The sequence below is a fragment of the Streptomyces sp. NPDC104581 genome, from assembly GCF_055583685.1.
This window is the reverse complement of record NZ_JBVJNN010000013.1, coordinates 39415-57483: the sequence shown is the minus strand read 5'-3', so window position 1 is coordinate 57483 and position 18069 is coordinate 39415. Positions and strand designations below refer to the sequence as shown.

The following is an 18069-nucleotide window of genomic DNA, read 5'->3' as shown; positions in this document are numbered from 1 at the left end:
CAGAGGCATATGCGTGAACGACTCAACGCCGTACACCCCTACACGCCGAAGCCATTTCGAACCAGCGCAGGTCACGCGACCCACTCCTCGCGGCGGCACGATCGTGACGGCGAGCCTCCCCCGGCCGCGAAGCCGAGCTTGCCTCGCAGGGCAAGGTTCCGTTTCAGTCGTATTTTCTGGCGCGTCACGCGTCGCGCGGCGCATCCGATTACCCTTTTTGTGCCGATTGGCCCGCTATGTTAACGCCAGGTAGGTGCCATCAACGACACACCCGCAATCCAATCTCGAATATGTGTGCGAGTTTCAGTAATGGTCCGTCGACCGTGTTGTCAGTGGGGGCGCCTAAGCTCGTGTCAGTTGTTAAACGAGCAGGTGGGGGGCGAGCAGAAGAATGTCTTCGGGCTTCGCGGTTGGGCACCTCGTCGAGTTCCAGGGGGCCCCTGGAATCGGACGAGTCGGCGCGATCAGCGACGGCTCGCTGCGCGTGGACTTCTTCGAGTCCACGGCCGAGCCCAAGATCGAATCCCAGACCATCCCCGCTGTCGCATGCGCGCGCGTGCGGTTGAAACCTCAAACACGCGTGTTTCGCCACAACCCCAGCACCGACGAGTGGATGCCCGGTCGCGTCCTGGACGCGACCTCTGAGGGCTACTTCGTCCGGTTCCCTAACGCCGGCTACGACATGCCGGTCCGAGAATCCGAACTCCGTGTGCGCTGGAATAAGCCCGTACGTGACCCTCTTGAGGTTCTCGTGTCCGGGGGCAACGAGTCCGGGCACCTCTACAACGCGCGCATTCCTATGCTGCATAGCCTGGTCGCTCAACGCGCGGCGAGCGCGAGTACACCGGCGTTCCTGGCCGCTGCCGCCGAAATCTACCCACATCAGGTCCGCGCCGCGCTGACCGTGCTCTCGGACCCCGTCCAGCGGTACCTACTCGCTGATGAGGTCGGGCTAGGCAAGACCATCGAGGCTTCATACGTGGCCCTGCAGACCTTGATCGATAACCCGCAGGCATGTGTGACGTTCCTCGTTCCCGAGTCTCTGCGCCGGCAGTGGGCGGCCGAACTGCGCACGAAGTTCTTTACCGATGACTTCCCGAGCCGCGTAAAGGTCATCTCCCACGACTCTCCCGAGGTGTGGGAGCAGCACCTCGGACGTGATCTTCTTGTGGTCGACGAAGCCCACCAGTTGGTCCAAGACCGTGATGACACTGACCCCACCTACTGCGCACTGCGCGATCTCGCGCACTCTGCGTCGAAGCTCTTGCTCCTGTCCGCGACGCCGGTTACCTCCCGTCACACCACACATCTGGGGCTCCTGCATCTACTTGATTCCGACGTATACAAGTGGAGCGAGCGGGAAGCGTTCGAGCAGCGGTACAACGACCGGGCCGAGTTGGCCAACCACGTCCTCGGCTTGAACGCAGACTTCTATCCGCTGCTGCCGTCCACGATCGGCATCATCGAGACGCTGCTGCCCCCAGAAGACGCCCGCTTCAAGCAGTTGGCGGCCCAAGTGCTCGCCCTCTTCGGCGAGGAGGAGAACCTCCTCGACGAGTCGGAGGCGGGGTTCCGGGATCTCACAGCGCGCGTCGCTACTCTTCGGGCACACATTAGCGAGACGTACCGACTGCACCGGCGTGTGATCAGGAACCGCCGGTTGAACGTAACCCGCAAAGACAAGGACTCAGCAGCCGTCCCCTACGAGGTGCGCGGTCGCGCGGAGCCGACAAAGCTGACGGCCAAGTCCCACTCCCCGGCCGCGGACAGCCTCTTGGAATGGCAGACCCGACTGTGGGGACATCTCCTTGATGAAGAGCTTGAGGGTAAACGCGCCGACTACGCCCTGGCCCTGGCCGTGCTCGCGTCCCGTCTCGGTGGCCCGTCCGCCGACCATCTCGACGCCCTTCGCTGGCGGGTCCGCGGTGACGAAGTCGCCGCTCAGCGTGCCGGCCTGAGTGCCCGCGAGCGGTACCACCTCTCTAACGTGCCAGTGGCACCCCACGAAGCAGAGAATCTGGACAGCCTCGAATCAGAGCTCACAGACGAGGCCCGCACGTCTGAAGACGACGACCTCATCAACGATCTTCTCCCTGCCCTGCGCAAGGGAGGACACATCATCGTCTTCTGCGGACCAGGCTCACTCGCTTCGACGCTCACCGCGCGTCTGCGCGCACGGTTCAACAAGGTCGGCTTCTTTGAGCACACCCGCAGCGCGGGCCCCGACGCATCAGAGTCGGCCACTACTGCATGGCGGCAACCCAGCAAGAACGCTGCCGTTCTCATTGCGGATGACTCTGCCGAGGACGGGCTGAATCTCCAGACCGCCCAGACCGTAATCCATGTGCGGTTGCCGTGGTCGCCCAACCAACTCGAGCAGCGTCTCGGCCGCACCGACCGCTACGTCGAGTCCCACCGGCAACGCCAGGCAGCACTCCAGTTCGTGCTCACGGATGCTGAAGCGCACACCGAGGCGTGGCTTTCGCTACTCACCGATGGATACCGCATCTTCGGCGGTTCGGTGGCCACACTCCAGGACGCCATCGCGGAGGGTCTCCCTGACGTCTGGGCAGAGGCACTCGAGCACGGGCCAGAAGGCCTGCCCGGCTATTCCGAGACTGTGCAGGAGACGCTCGTCAAGGCCCTCCACGAGATCAACACCATGGACACCCTTGAGGCGATCTTCAGCACGTCCCCTCACGACATCGACTTCGCCGAGCGGCTGGCAACGTTCGAAGCCGGCTGGGACACCACCCGCAAAGCCATGCTGGGATACACCGGCGAAGAGAGTTCTGACGGGATCAAACTCCGCCACACCACCCGGAAAATCAAGGACTGCATGTGCGAGGTCTTCGACCTCAAATCGCGCACCCTCATCTCCCCCCACCTCTACGACCGACGGAACCTCACCGAGGACGCGGCCAAGGGCACGTTCAGTAGGTCCGAGGCGCTCAAAGCCCCCGGAACACGCCTGTTCCGTATCGGGAGTCCGCTCGTCGACATGCTCGCCAACGTTGTGTGGTGCGACGACCGCGGCCAGGCCACGGCCTTCTGGCGTGCAGACCCCAGCCACCGTGGCGAGCCGGAGCCCCACTTCGGCTTCGACTTCCTCGTCGAAGCCGACATCTCCTCGGCACTCGAACTGGCACTGCCTCTCGTCCGGAGGCTCCGCGATGCTGAAGCAGCATTGAGGCGCCAAGCTGAACAGCTCCTCCCGCCCTTCACGCTGAAGGTGTGGGTGCCGGCAGGAGCAGCCGAGGCCCTGACCGACAAGAACACCCAGAAGTGGCTGGATGCTCCATACAGGACTACCGACCACAACTACAACTCTGGCAACATCCAGGAGTTGCTGGACCTGTTCGACGGCCAGCCCGGGTACGAAGCCTCCGCACGTGCCGCTGAGAAGGTCGCCCGAGCTGAACTCAGGCGGGTGACCAACTTGGCCGAACGGTCCGACCTGGCCCAGCAACTGGGGCAGGAGCGCCTCGCCGTCGCGAAAGCGCAGGCGGAAGCCCGACAAGCAGCTGGCCGCCTCCTGGGAGGCGAAGAGAGCTATCTGCTTGATGTCGCCATCACTGATGCGCTCGTGCAGGCACTGAGCGAACCGACGGTCCGGCTCGTTTCTGCGACCTGCTTGGTGAAGACGGGGCTCAGGAGGGTCCGTCGTGGCAACTGACAACTGGACCGGCGCCAAGACGCTCTTCGACCACCTGTCCAAGCACCGAGACCTCCAGCAACTCCCCGAACTCACGGAAGCAAAGGGGACGTTGCGCAGGCTCCGCGATGCTCTGGCCAATACGTCCAGCGGGTGGAGGGACATTGCCTCGTTGACTCGACAGATTTTGCTCGAAGCTCAAGCACGTGAGAACACAACTGGATTCACGGTCCCGCTACTTCCGCGGCTGCCTAGTCGCGAGCAGTGGGAAGAAATGCGCTGCCAAACCGCGATTCGCGATGGTTGCGCCAACTTGTGGGTGACCGCGCTGCCGTGGCATCCACCCGTGCCAGACGACGTCTCCCGCCTGGCGGCTCAAGAGGATCTTCGCCAGATCCATCTCGGCGAGGACTCACCGCACCGTCGCAAGCTGGAGTCGTATCCTGCTGACCCGTTCTTCACGACCGCCCTCGGTGACGATCACAGTCACTATGTGTCGAGCGGCCAGCGGCAGGCAGCCAGAGCTATCGCGCTTGCCGAACCGGGGAGCACCACGATCATCTGTCTCCCCACGGGACATGGAAAGACCGCCGTTGCGATGGCTCCCGTGCTCCTGGCGAGCATGAGCAGCGGCGTATCGGTGGTTGTGGTACCTACGAGCGTTCTCGCAGCAGACCTGGAACGGCGCGCCTTCAAGATCCTTGAGCGGTACGGACATCACAGCCCCACGCGCCGGTACGCCTACACCAGCGGGCTGTCGGACGAAGACCGGCAACAGATGCGGGACGACATCGCGGCCGGCCGTCAGCGGCTGGTATTCACATCGCCTGAGGCTCTAGTGAAGAGCTTGAAGCAGCCTTTGGAGGACGCGGCTGAGGCCGGCTTGCTCAACTACTTCGTGATCGACGAAGCACACCTGGTCGAGCAGTGGGGCAACAGCTTCCGCACTGCGTTCCAGACGATGTCGAGCTACCGCCGTATTTGGCTCAGCAAGGCCCCAGAGGGTCGGCAACCAGTGACTGTTGCGATGAGCGCGACACTCACTGGACAACAGGTCGAGACGCTCGACGCACTGTTCGCTTCGCCGCAACGGGCGAGGATCGTCTGGGCATCCCAACTCCGTCACGAGCCGAGCTACTACATCGATAGCTTCCGGAGCGAGGCCGACCGTGAGGCCGCCGTCCTCAATGCCGTCTCGTACTTGCCGAAACCGATGATTCTCTACACCACCAAGGTCGTAGATGCGCAGGAGTGGGCGGTTCGGCTTCGCGACCACGGTCTTCGACGCGTGGCCAGCGTTACTGGTGACTCCACCGACCCAGAACGTCGGGATGCATTGGAAGGATGGACCGGTAGGACCGCTGAAAGCGAGGTGGAGTCGCGGTACGACGTCGTGGTTGGCACCTCTGCCTTCGGCCTGGGCGTGGATCTCGACGACGTCAAGTCGATTGTGCACGCCTGCCTGCCGGAAACCGTGGACCGCTACTACCAAGAGATCGGCCGATCTGGGCGTGACGGAAGCCCATCCATCGCGTACCTGGCCACCACACGCAATGACGAAACCATCGCCAACAAGATGAGCGACGAGGTGGTCATCGGTGCCCTGCGCGCGTGGCAGCGGTGGGAGGCAATGTTCCACAGCCGGACTCCTGTCCAGGACCGTCACCGAGTTAGTTTGGATTCCTACCCCCCTGACATGAACGAGGGATTCCAACGGAACCGGCAGTGGAACATTCGGATCCTGAACCTCATGATGCGATCGGGAATCGTGGCGGTCCATCCACCGCAGGCGCCCGAAAAGGCTGAGGGCGAGTCAGACGTCTTTTGGAAAGCACGACTAGATCAGTTCTATGCCACGGCTGATGGCTACGCAGATGTGGAACTCCTCGACTCCGACGCTAGGAACCCTGAGAACTTTCATGACCGCTTTGAAGGCGAGCGTAAAAAACTGCTGCACAGTCGAGCTTCCGCACTCCGTGAACTGAAAGCCACTCTGCGGAGTGATCAGTGCATCGGTGACGTACTGGGCGCGTACTACCGCATCCCAGACGGCGGTGGCTATCGCCGCACCGGTATCACCTGCCGCGGCTGTCCTCACTGCAGGGCCACAGCCAAGCTGCTTCCGGCAGGCTTCTACCGACTTGCCGGAGAACCGAACCCCCTACTCCCGGCGCCCGTGAGTCACGGGCGTCTGCCCTTGACCCCGTACTTTGGGGACCGTCATTGCCTGAGCCTGTGGTGGGAAAACTCCGACGACCAGGCCTTGGCGGCGCGGCTGGTGGAAAGCCTTGTCCGCCGCAGGATCTGCGTGGTCGGAGGGCCGGGGCTGGACGGCCGTCTCCGAAGCCAACTAAGGGCAACAGCACGCACCCGCACCGTGATCACCGACGATGACGGAGTCCTCCTGTCGGACTGGGCTGGCCCTGTTATCTGGATGGCGGACCCGAACACAGACTCTCCAGGGCCTCAGATCGCTAGACGCTTCACCTGGGATGCACCGACCTACCTGATCCACCCCCGGGCTATGCATCACCCAGAACGCCGAGGTACACCACTCATCGATGTCCACCCGGCGAACTTGTCGATCCGCCGGGCCTTGGAGGAACTCTGATGACTCTCCTGAACGTAGACGCAGCCATCCCCTCCCAGACGTGGGCGGTCGTGCGCCTTCTTACCTATTTGGGGAAGAGTATTGCCTTGGACGAGGCGCGGGCGCTAATCAGTCCTCCGTCCTTGCGTTCAGAGGACACTTCGACCAGGCCTCCCTTTGACTGCGCAATCAGTTCTCTCCAGGTCTTGGAGTTGGCGCAGGTCGATACCGACCAGCAAGAACTCTCACTGGTCGGCGCGACCAAAGATCTCACCAGCAGCGATGATCTGGAGACTTACACCTGCATCCTGCGTCGCGCAGTTCTCAAAGCGGACTACAACAAGGACCTGGGCGCCGACAACGACCCGACGGGGCCCCGGGACCTCACCCGTGCGCTGGCCTGGTTCCTCATGCACGACCCAATGGAACAACCGATTGATTGGGTCGCCGCACAGCGACTCCTGGATCAGAAGGATGGTAAGGACCGCAGACTACTGAAGGACGAGGTCCTTCCACTGTTCGCCAACGACACTCGGTGGCTCCGGTTCGGGTATTGGGCGACTGCCCTTGGCCTCGCTGCTGCACCTGTCTTCCGCACTGACGGCCGCGGCCCGCTAGTCCCAGACTGCACTCATGCTGTCAAGCAATCCGTGCTCGAAGTGTGGCAGGCCGGCCAACGCGTCAATGCCGTTGAGGCATTGCAGGTTCTGCGAGAGCACCTACCTGTGCTGCCTGGCGGCGCTCACTCGCTCGCGGTAGGGATCCCCAGTCCTGGTGGCAGTGCGGCCGGCACCGCACTCTCGTTTGCTCTGCTGCGTGGCCACGACGAGAAGTGGCTTCGCCTGGAGCATGACGACGACGCCCGAAAGATCCTTATGCTGCACGATCCTGAACGACCCGGCAGTCCACGCCCCATTAGCGACATCACCATCCTGGAGCCCACCGATGGCTGACTTCCGCGGAAATCTCTGCTGGGAACCAGCAGTGGCAGCCTCCACCATCAACACTGAGGCAGTCAGCCCTTCGAGGGCAGTCTTCCTGGCCACTCACGCGCCGCTACGGATCAAGCGCGCCCGGATCATGGACGGGAAAGAACTCGCGATCGAGGGCGACCCGATCGGTGAGAGGTCGGTACTCAACGAGTTCATGGCGCTCCAGGCCGACAGCGGTGCGTTGCTCATGCCGATCGTCGGTGAGTCTGGCTCTGGTAAATCACACCTTGTCCGGTGGGTGCGCGAAGAGTTGGCCCTGGTGGAGGAGGGGGTGGACCAGCGAGAGGTCATCTACCTCGAGAAGTCCAAGACCAGTCTCAAGGCTGTTGTCAGCACGCTCATCGCAAAGGCAGACAGCAACGAGTTGGCTCAACTCAAAGATGACATCAACAGATTCACTGAGGACATCGACGAGGAGTCCCTGGCAAGGCGCATCCTCAATGAACTGAGCGAGGCACTTGAAGCCACCTCTCCCGGCTCAGAGTCACGCCCCTTGGCCCGAATGCTAGTCGGCCCAGGAAAGTTGGCAGCGATACTCCTCGACCCCCACGTCCGTGCGGAACTGCTCGCTCCGGGCAAGTTCGTGCCCGAACTGGCCCACCAGTTGATTCACAATCGGCGGGATGGTCAAGCGGACCGCCCCGAGGGCTTCAGCGTCAGCGACCTTCCGCTCGACATTCGAGACATCCAATTCGCTTCGGGCATGGCGCAACGCTTGCTCGGCACCATGAGCACACGCGGCGACCTTCAAAGCATTGCTGTCGATCTTCTCAACAGGCACCTCGAATCCGCTATCAAGAGCGCCGCGAACCTTGGGGCAGGTCGGCTACTCGATGCGATGACGCAGGTTCGAGAGGAGTATCACCGGCAGGGCAAGGAAATTGTCCTGCTCATCGAGGACTTCGCTCTCATTCAGGGAGTCCAGCGGGACCTCCTAGATGCCGTTGTAGAGGCGGCGCACCGTGAGGGCAAGACGACTCTCGCTCCAATCCGCACCCTCATGGCCGTGACGACCGGCTACTTCCAATCCTTGGATGAGACAGCCCTGACCCGTATCCAGGCTGGGACAGGCTACGTCTACCACCTGGATGTTCCCTTCAGCCCGGAGGAGACGGGACGCACAGAGATTGCGTCGTTCGTCGGCCGCTACCTGAACGCTGGGCGTTTGGGCCGCGAAGAACTTGAGCGTCCAAACAATGGCGAGACCCCCAACAAATGCCTGACCTGCTCGTTCCGGACGGAGTGCCACGAGGCATTCGGCGTAACCGCTGAAGGGCATGGCTTGTATCCGTTCAACGAGTCATCTCTCGTAAGGGCCGTACACTCGACAGCAGACCAGGCCAAGCCTTGGTCCTTCAACCCCCGTGTCGTGCTGGGCAGTGTCGTGCGACCGGTCTTGGTTGAGCACGCCACTGCCATTCAGCAGGGCGAGTTCCCCGACCCCATGTTCCGGCAGCGGTTCCGGCCGACGAAGCTCGACAAGCCAGTTAGCCGTGACGTGCTCGGCTTCGTAGCCGAGCACGACCCTGCCTCTGCGGAGCGGCGAAACCTCGTGCTCGAGTTCTGGGGAGACGCCCCTGAGCACGCCAACAACCTCCACCCCACCATCCTGGATGCCTTCTCTCTGGAGCCGCTGAGCAGTGAGGAAGGGCAAAGCCCTCCGTCTGTTTCTGCCGCTGGCTCAGGGCAGGCCGTTGGCGGGGCGTCGAGGCCTGATACGGGCACTAGTGGCAGACGCGACGAGCTACCCAGGGAGCTTCAGCGAATGCTGGAGACAGTGGATGACTGGGTGACCCTCGAAGGTGGCTTGGATACCGCCACCGCAAACCGGATCCGTGTAGTCGTCTCCACCGCAGTAGTGCAGCGGTACCAATGGAACTCACCTCTGATGCGGGAAGTGGGCAGTACCGAACTACGGAAGGCGGCCTGGCCAACGAAGGCGACCGTCGTTTCCATCGAGGGCGCAAAGGAGAACTTGGCCGGCGTCGAGGATGCCCCCATCACTTTCTCCCGTCGCCCGAAGGACAGTTGGTTCTTCGACAGCTTGCTGAAGGCTGATCGGGAGCTCCCGGCGCGAGCCGAGGACATCCGGCGGCTGGCGTTCCTGGCAGAGAAGCACGGCCGAGATCTCACTGCGCGGCTGCAGCGGCACGTGGAGGTTACCGACGATCACCTCGTTGCGGGTTTCCGCGCATCGCTGCTTGGTGCGGCGATGGCTGGCAAGGCCTGGCCCGGAATGGCTCACTCTCAGCTCATTTCCGCGGCGCTCGATGAGGGGCAAGAGTGGCGTCGCGAGGATGGGGGAATCCGTGCACCGAAGTGGATGGACATGCTCCAGGGGCACCTCAAAGCGCGCCCCGAACTCGTGAAGCAACTCCGATATGCCGTCGGCATCGCCCAAGGCATCGGTGCGGTGAACATGGTTGACGCCGCACGCATTCTTCCTCTAATCGACAGGGCCGCGTCCGTGTGGAACTGGGATGCCGAGACCCTGGACATCCCGAAATGGGTGAAGCCAGCCGTGACTGGGTTCGCGTCCTGGACAACCATCCTCGAGGACCAACTCACCCACCACGCAGAGCTACTCAACTCGATCCGAAGCCGTCAGCCACGTGGCACCACTGGAGTCCAGACCATGGCTGCAATCCGCGACGTTCTCGGTGCCGCACGAGAAGTGGGACTACCACTGACCGCTGAACAGACACGACAATTCAACACTCTCCTTCTGGGCGCCCAGAACGCGGACTGGAAGGCCATCTCTGCACTCGAAGATGACCTGGCCAAGGCAAGCGACGACAGCCGCGACGCTTCAACTCACCAGCATGCCCGTGTGGTTGCGGCGGTCAAGGACCGCGGCGACTCGCTCAAACTGATTCAACAACTACTTGTTGCCAGCAACGACTGGCTTGACGCTGCTCTGGCCAGTGCCGAGTCACGCTCTAGTGGCTCCGCAGGTGACAGTGCTGCGGAAGACGTGGGGCAAATCTGTGTGGAGTGGCAGGCGCTCACCGCTGTCCCGTCAGCCGAAGACGACGGGGAGGACTGGTGACCAATTTGTCTGTGTACGACAAGGCCATGCAGCTGCAAAACCGTGCCCGCCAGATCGCTGCAGGTGCTGTCGGGGAGAAGGAGGCCGCTCGGGTTCTGAGCCGTTCGAAGGAACTTCGCGCGGCACTGGCCGAGCTCAGAACCCAAGTGGAGTTGAGCCATACGCTTGCGGCGTTGGGGGCGGCGCACAAGCCGGATCTGTCCGGCATCGACACCGCGCGCACCGCGTTCGAGCGGAAGGCCCTGAACGGGCTCCCCAGTGACACGGTTTTCAACACGGCCAGGAAGAAGGTCCTGGATCTCTCGGGAAAACTCAAGGGTGACAACAGCACGGCATGGGTCACCTGGGCTACAGCACAGGTCGCCAACCTTCCCCTGGCCCGGATCCCCATGCTCTCGCGCGACGAACGCGAGGCCGCGCGCAGCCGGGAGAAGGAACTCCGACAGGCGGTGGCAACCAAGAACCTGTCCAAGTCGGACGTCACTCTCTTCACCAGCACGTACGGCCTCCTCGCGGAGTCCCTCCAGGACAAGAGTGATCCCCCCAGCGAACTGTTGGAACTTCTGAAGTTGCTGGAGAAGCGCCCCAGCCCCACGCTCCGCGACATCACAGATGCCGACATTGCGCTGCTGCGACAGTTCGAGATGGACATCCACATCACCCTGCAGAGGACCGGAGCGTGATAGAGCAACTCAACGTTCGCTTTGCGAACGAACTCCTGAATCACCTGGAAAACCGCGAACTGCCGCTGCTGTCCTGGGGCGTCACGGAGACTGCGCTTTCCCAAGCCGAGGTGATAGAGACCATCGACAGTCTCTTGCACAGTCACGAGGATGCCCCGGCCGGCATGTCCGCTGATTCTGTGCTGGAGGAGTTCCTACTCCGTGCCTTGCTGTTCGAGGTGCCGGTGCCGGTGACGTCGCCGCCGCGGTATCGCACCCGGCTGGCGGAGTCACTCAGGCTCACGACTGGTCTTCGGCAGCTCTTTGCCCGAGGTGGGTGGGCGCAGGAGGAACGTCCTGGTTGGTGGCAGCATCAGCGGCGCCTCGTCGCTGACTATCGGCTGCACGTCGCGCCGCGACGCTACCCGCGCCGAAACATCCCGGCATCCGAAGCACTCCGCGTCCTCGCACAGCTTCCGCGATGGGGTGAGGTACAAGAACACGTAGCGACAGCCCAATTGCAGGGCCGTGAACTGGCACGCTTCCAGTTGGATGCCACCCGTTCCATATTCGCCTCGCTCAACTCTGAGCGGTCCAAGGGGATCATCGTCGGAGCTGGTACAGGTAGCGGTAAGACGCTCTCGTTCTACCTGCCGGCCTTCGCAGCAATGGCGGAACACGCGCGCCCTGGGGTGGCAAAGCGCGTTCACACACTGGCGCTCTATCCGCGCAAGGAGCTCCTGCGCGACCAACTGCGAGAGTCGATCCGGTCTGTTGACGACATCGCGCAGGCGTTGCACGAGAGCAGGCGGCGTCCTATCCGTGTCGGTGCGCTCTACGGTGATACCCCATGGAATGCTCGGGATCAGAGGCTGGAACCGAACTCACGTCACACCACTGCCTGGAAGCGCACTCCCCGGGGCGTCGTGTGCCCGTTTCTGCCATGCCCCATCCCTGACTGCGGCACTGGGGAGCTCCAGTGGACAGACGAGGACCGCCAGCGTGGCCGTGAGCAACTGAACTGCACTAAGTGCGGCTACGTCCTGAATGACGGGCGTCTCGCTCTCACCCGGGAATCCCTCAAGAAGAACCCTCCCGATTTGCTGTTCACCACAACGGAGATGCTGAACCTCTGTAGCGGGGACAGCTATCTGGAGTGGTTGCTCGGCTGGCGCGGCAGCGACTCTGCTCCCTCCCTCGTGCTCCTCGATGAGGTCCACACCTACAGCGGGCTTCACGGCGCGCAGGTGGCACTCCTGTTGCGCCGCTGGCGTGAGGCAGCCCGCCGTCCCATGACGTTCGTCGGTCTCTCCGCGACTCTTCGTGACGCGGACAAGTTCTTCGCTCAACTCGTCGGTCTTCGTCCGGTCGATGTCGACCCGATTGAACCGGCCGACGAGGACATGACGTTCGAGGGGCGCGAGTACGCCGTGGCACTCCGCGGCGACCCCGTGTCGGGAACAAGCTTGCTGTCTACGTCGATCCAAACGGCCATGCTCCATGGCCGCTTGCTCGACCTGGACAAGGGGCAATATCTGTACGGCTCTACGGGCTTCCTGTTCACGGACGATCTGGACGTCACCAACCGCTTCTACAACGATCTCCGCGATGCGGAAGGCGGGCAGAATCGCGCCGGCCGCCGTAACGGCCGCAAGCCCGTGCTTGCCGGCCTGCGCTCCTCTGAACGTGACGAGCATGCTGCCCGCTACCTGGACGGTCAGTCGTGGGACATTGCCGAGAAGATCGGGCATGACCTCGACCCCACCCTGCAACTGCACCACCTGCATGTTGGCCGTACGTCCTCTCAGGACGTCGGGGTCGACCACGACGCGAACCTGACCGTAGCGACGGCCTCCCTCGAAGTCGGCTTCAACGACCCACGAGTGGGCCTGGTGCTCCAGCACAAAGCGCCACGTGACGCAGCAGCGTTCATCCAGCGCCGAGGGCGCGCTGGCCGAGAGCGCCGCACAAGGCCAATGACCGTGGTTACCCTCTCGGACTACGGACGGGACCGACTCGCATACCAGGCGTACGAGACCCTGTTCGCGCCTCAGGTGCCTGCACGAAGCCTGCCGATCGGCAACCGCTTCGTACTCAAGATCCAAGCCACCCAGGCCCTGTTGGACTGGGCAAGCCGCAAGCTCCGTTCCAAGAAACTGTGGGCCAACCCCCGAAAGATCCTCAAGGCCCCTCCGGGCCATGTCGTGCGCAACGAGGACCGGCCCGGCCACGACATGCTGGCATCCCTGCTGCAGGCGATCCTCGACAAGCCTGATCTCCAGGACGAGCTTGCCCAGCACCTGGGGAGAGCTCTGCAGGTCAGCGCAGACGATGTACAGGCGCTGCTGTGGGAACAGCCCCGATCACTCCTGCTGTCTGTCGTTCCCACGGCGCTGCGGCGCCTTCGCAGCGACTGGTCATTCCAGCGCATCGATCCGGGCGCGAAGGAAGGTACTCTGCTCCCCGAGTTCATCACGCGCTCACTCTTCGATCCGCTGAATCTGCCGGAGGTCGAACTGCTCCTGCCGTTCAATACGAACGACACGTTGGAGCAACTGCCGATCGCCAGGGCGCTACGCGAGGCCGTACCAGGGCGCGTCAGCCGACGATTCGGGCACCGCCGTGATGAGCACCGCACATGGCTCCCAGTTCCACCCGCCGGCAGCAGCACTCTGCCACTCCCCCAGATCGTGCAGCACGCTGATCCCGAGGGAACCTGGCATCCCGATGGGCATGGACCGGAGGGACTTCAGGTCTTCCGGCCCACACAGTTGAAACTGGAGCAGCCAGGCCAGGAAATCTCCGACCGATCGCAGGGCCTCCCCATTTGGGGTACGCAAATCGTTGTGTCCGAGGAGGCCCCTCCGGCCCCAGCGGACATTCCTAACCCGTCTCTCTGGTACGAGCGCGTGCAGGCCGTCCGCTTCGCCACACACGCTGCCGGCAATCCCATCGAGATGCGGCGCATGACCATCGGCGCCGATTGCCAGGTGGCGCTCGAACGCGGAGAAGTCGAGACACGCAAGGTCTACTACGAACTACACGGCAAGCCAGCTGCGCTCGGCTTCCGGCTGGGTGTCGACGCTGCACAGATCCTGCTCAGGCCCCTGAACACCTCGGAAGCTGTGGTCAGGGAGTACCTGTCGTCTCCGCCGTGGCGGTCACTCGCGTTCTCGTACACCTTCGCCGAGGATCCTGCTCTCGAGGACGTCGCGAACAAGTTCCAGCGTGCGTGGCTCAGCCAGGTCTACCTCACCGCCTTCGCGCTCGAAGGCCTCAAAGGGTCTCGTACTCCCGGGGAGATCCGAGCAGCACTCGCTAACGGAGCGTGGACTGGGGAACTGCCTCGCATCCTGAGCGTCCTCTACCGCGACAACAGCGACCCCGACCACGCTGTCGAGAATGCGCGACTGGTTCAAGGGCTCACCGACTTGCTGCGCGACGCACGAGTTCTCGCCGCCGTTGACCGTGCGGCCGAACACCACGTCGACCCGGATATTGCTGCCCGGACCGAGGACCTGGCTCAGCGCGCCTATCGCGACACGGTGGCCGCGGCGATCCTCGCCGCCGCGCAGCGAGCCTGCCCCGACTCACAGGACGGGGACTTGATCGTCGATGTGGCGCCTGGTGCCACCAGCAGCGACCCTTCTGTCGTGTGGCTCAGTGAAACCTCTGTAGGGGGACTGGGTGTTGTAGAAAGCCTGGTGCGCTTCTACGGGGAGGACCCTCGCCGCTTCTGGGCGCTTGTCACCAGTGCGTTGGCCCCAAGCGACTACGAGTATGTAGACGCCACGCTCACCCGGTTGCTCCGTCACCTGTCCGACGAGCCGGGGGGAGATGCCGCAGAAGCCATGCGCGCACTGCGAGGAGCCGAGGATGCCGAAGCGGCCCAGGAGGCCCTGAACACTCTTCTATCCGCGTGGGAACAGTTGGACGGCCGTCCGCGTGTCACTGCGGTCTCAGCGTTGTCGGCCCGCCTTCTTCGGCCAGGGTCCGGACCCGATACTGACGCGCAGGCTCTCGCCATGGTGGACGCGTGGGCCGAACTGGAGCAGAGGCTCGGTGTTGAGGTCGACGCAAACGTCATTGCCTTCGCGGTCGGCGACAAGCAACTGAACGTCGGCGGGAACAAGCGGCTGACAGCCGACCAGGCCTTCAGCATGCTTTGGCCTCGCGGACGGCAGGCTCGTACGCAGGACCTCCAGCACTACCAGCCCTATGCCGACACGCCAGTGCTGGATCGCCTCCTCGTGCGCGAGGCTCACAACGACCGTCTGCCCGAGGTGGACGTCACTGCGGGCGACTGGGTCTTTGCCTATCAGAAGGCCATGACCGATAGCGGTGCCGCAGAGCTCGTCTGTCCAGCAGGCGAGTCGCAGGCCCTGGCGGAAGCCCTGGTCCGTGTGCCGGCGCTGCCGGTAGACCGGGATGTCCTGCGGGTCTACGGGGAGGTCCGTGGCTACGCCAGGCATCGAGATGAGCTCCGTGTGCGGGTGGAGTTGCGGGAGGCAACCCAGTGAAGGATCTGACCAGGACCGTGCGCACAGGTGCACGTACAGGGCTGCGCATCGACTCGATGCTGTCCGCGGCGCTGATGGCAGAGATGCTCAGCCCGAGCCACGACTTGTGGTTGGTCTCGCCGTGGATCACGGATGTGCAGGTCATCGACAACAGCCAAGGCACCTACGACGCCTTCTTTGGCGACGTTCCGCCCAGCAGTTGGCGGCTTTCAGACGCCCTTCTACGCATCGCTGGAGCCGGGGCCCACATCCACGTGGTCACGCGCCCGGACCCTCACAACGATGCGTTCCTGCGTCGGATCGAGGCCGCAGAACTGGACCGAGTGCATGTCCAGCGCGACCCCGACGTCCACGAGAAGACGCTGTGCGGGCAGGAATGGATTCTCACCGGGTCGATGAACTACACGGTGCGCGGTATGGCGAAGAACGATGAGTTGGTCACCTACAAGGTGGGCGGGCCAGATGCCGGTCAGGCGAGGCTGGACCTGGCTCAGCGGTGGAGGAGTGGCTCGTGACGCAGACCCAGAATCAGCAGCGAGAGGCCCTCGAAGGGTTCTTGCACCGATTCTTCGGCCCAGGGAACGGTGTCTGGCCGAACCTCGATCCGGACTTCCGCTACAAGGACCGCACGCTGCCGTTCGTCGAAGCCATTCGACGCGGCGACGACGCGCCCGTAGTCCTTCCGCGCGTCTATACGGACCGCGATCGATTCGTCGTGTACGTCATTGCCCGGGAACCTGGCGAGCGTGCCAAAACAGCCGAGTTGATCCGCGCATTCGCTGGCCCGACGTACATCGCGTATGACGAGCAGGTTGGGATTCAGCCCGCCTGGCTGGACCCTGATGATCCCATCGAGCAGGCCATCCGCGATTTCGCTGGCGATCGGACCACTTTCCGTCTGGAGACGGGGCGCACGCTTGAGCACCGCCTGAACCTGGCCGGGGCCCTGGAGTTGATGCAGAGGACCGAGGCTCGGCGTCCTCCCAGGATGTGGCGCGTGGCCAAACCGATCGGCCGGCTCCTCGCCGAGTTCGACGCGTCGCTCTCCGCGGGCGCTGAGGCCGCCTCGAACGTGATCCTTGAGCATCTAGCGGCGGCTGGTGGTGTCACCGCAGCCAACCTCGCAAACCTGAGGATCAAGCGGCTTGACCGGCTCGGCCGCAGTGAGGAGATTCTCCAACGCCCTGAACTGCCTGACGCCATCCGGCAGGACCCTCCCCTCCCGGTCAAGGAAGCAATCTTGACCGCTGTGTACGCGGCGTTGGAGGAATCTCTCGCAGAGGGCGACCTCTCATCGGCACGGGCGAAGCTCCAAGAGCGAGGCCGCTTCGTCCCTGCCCTGCTGGATACCGATGCGGGCAGGCTCGGCGCTCAGGCCGTCGCTGTTCTTCTAATGGCGGCCACCATCCTTGAGGACCTGCCTGCTCTGCGTCGTCTCGTGAAAGCCGTTCGGAGCGCAGATCGCATCGGCGAACTGCCCCCGCTGGTCTGGGAGGACGCTCAACGCGTTCTTGCTGAAGGCGTTGGCGAGGAATCACCTCCCGTCGTGGCAGAGCCCGTGCCGCAAGTTCCTGAAGACGATGGGTCGAAAACGATTCCGCCGATCGACTCCTGGCCGGCCTTCCTCGCTGCCGTAGCCGCGGGCAGCCGTGCAGGCAAGTCAGCAGTTGAACAGCGCAGTTGGACTGCGTGGGCTCCACCCGCAGCCCATGATGCGGCCCTCGCCGGATTCCTGGACGGGCTGGAGGATCAGGCTGCTGAGGAGGCTTGGCGGGCGGTTGGAGCGTTCATTGACGCCGACGGATATGTTGCTCCGGCTGGTCTGACCGCCCATGCGTTCATTCGGAACGCGGTCGCCTTCGACCGGTTCGGCCCCGGCGACCTCGCCGCGCTCCAGGCCCTCACAGAGATTGCACTCCGAAGTGGCCCTTCGGCGCACACCTACGCCGAACTTCTCGACGAGATCGGCGCCTACAGCAGTCGATGGGTCTCACCTGAACGGGCTTCAATTGCGCTGGACTTCGTCGACCGGCTGTTCTTGGTCGCCTGCCCAGACGTGGACGCTCGCAGCAAGCTCGCATACAACCTGCTGGAGCCGCTCTGGCGGCACCAAGGGCGCCTCAACGAAGCTGATTTGGCGTTCGCCAAGCGTCTCTCAAGGGAGCTTGGTGTCGATTTCTCTTGGCAGGACCGGGTCGGCTCCGACGACGATGAGCGTGAGCTGTCGCTCTCAGACCTGCCGCCCATGAAAGTGCTGCTGTACTCCCTGGACGACGCTGTGCTCTCGCGCTGCGCCGAGGAGATCAAGCAGCTTGCCCCCGCAGTGGACGCCGCAAAGGCTAGCGATCACGTCGGCAGTGCTCAGCTTCGGCAGAAGGCACGCTCCGCTGACTTGGTCGTTATCGCGACGCGCTGCGCGAAGCACGCGGCGACGGGCTTCATTACGCAGCACGCCCGTACCGAGCACATCCACTACGCGGACGGCAGCGGATCGGCGTCCATGCTGCGAGCAGCAGTGGCCGGTCTCCGAGCAGCCGCAGTCGACCACTAACGCACTGGTGGTCTCCCTGATCTTTCTGGGGAGACCACCAAGGGCAAGGC

General features: G+C 63.4%; 8 protein-coding genes. All 8 read left to right on the top strand.

What is annotated here, in order from left to right:
- The first annotated feature begins 391 nt into the window (after positions 1 to 391).
- From dpdE to dpdD, 8 genes are read left to right on the top strand one after another with little or no spacing between them, the layout of a single operon-like run.
- Positions 392 to 3676 carry a protein DpdE gene (dpdE, locus tag ACZ61E_RS13430; protein ID WP_469699786.1) on the top strand — a complete coding sequence of 1095 codons (3285 nt, stop codon included), beginning with the start codon at positions 392 to 394 and terminating at the stop codon, positions 3674 to 3676.
- Positions 3666 to 6266 (top strand): protein DpdF, encoded by a 2601-nt coding sequence (gene dpdF / locus ACZ61E_RS13425; RefSeq protein WP_469699785.1) that lies wholly within the window; start codon positions 3666 to 3668, stop codon positions 6264 to 6266. Before dpdE ends, dpdF begins: the two co-directional genes overlap by 11 nt.
- The gene (dpdG, locus tag ACZ61E_RS13420) at positions 6266 to 7198 is read left to right on the top strand and encodes a protein DpdG (protein WP_452886922.1); all 933 of its coding nucleotides are present in this window, start codon (positions 6266 to 6268) and stop codon (positions 7196 to 7198) included. Before dpdF ends, dpdG begins: the two co-directional genes overlap by 1 nt.
- Positions 7191 to 10286, top strand: a complete 3096-nt coding sequence (gene dpdH, locus ACZ61E_RS13415) for a protein DpdH (protein ID WP_469699784.1) — start codon at positions 7191 to 7193, stop codon at positions 10284 to 10286. Before dpdG ends, dpdH begins: the two co-directional genes overlap by 8 nt.
- Positions 10283 to 10969 (top strand): hypothetical protein, encoded by a 687-nt coding sequence (locus ACZ61E_RS13410; RefSeq protein ID WP_469699783.1) that lies wholly within the window; start codon positions 10283 to 10285, stop codon positions 10967 to 10969. Before dpdH ends, ACZ61E_RS13410 begins: the two co-directional genes overlap by 4 nt.
- Complete coding sequence (gene dpdJ, locus ACZ61E_RS13405) at positions 10966 to 15468, top strand: protein DpdJ (RefSeq protein WP_469699782.1); 4503 nt, start codon at positions 10966 to 10968, stop codon at positions 15466 to 15468. The genes ACZ61E_RS13410 and dpdJ overlap by 4 nt, the downstream gene beginning before the upstream one ends.
- Positions 15465 to 15983 carry a phospholipase D-like domain-containing protein DpdK gene (gene dpdK, locus ACZ61E_RS13400; protein ID WP_469699781.1) on the top strand — a complete coding sequence of 173 codons (519 nt, stop codon included), beginning with the start codon at positions 15465 to 15467 and terminating at the stop codon, positions 15981 to 15983. The genes dpdJ and dpdK overlap by 4 nt, the downstream gene beginning before the upstream one ends.
- Positions 15980 to 18019 carry a protein DpdD gene (dpdD, locus tag ACZ61E_RS13395; protein WP_469699780.1) on the top strand — a complete coding sequence of 680 codons (2040 nt, stop codon included), beginning with the start codon at positions 15980 to 15982 and terminating at the stop codon, positions 18017 to 18019. Before dpdK ends, dpdD begins: the two co-directional genes overlap by 4 nt.
- The last annotated feature ends 50 nt before the right edge of the window (positions 18020 to 18069 follow it).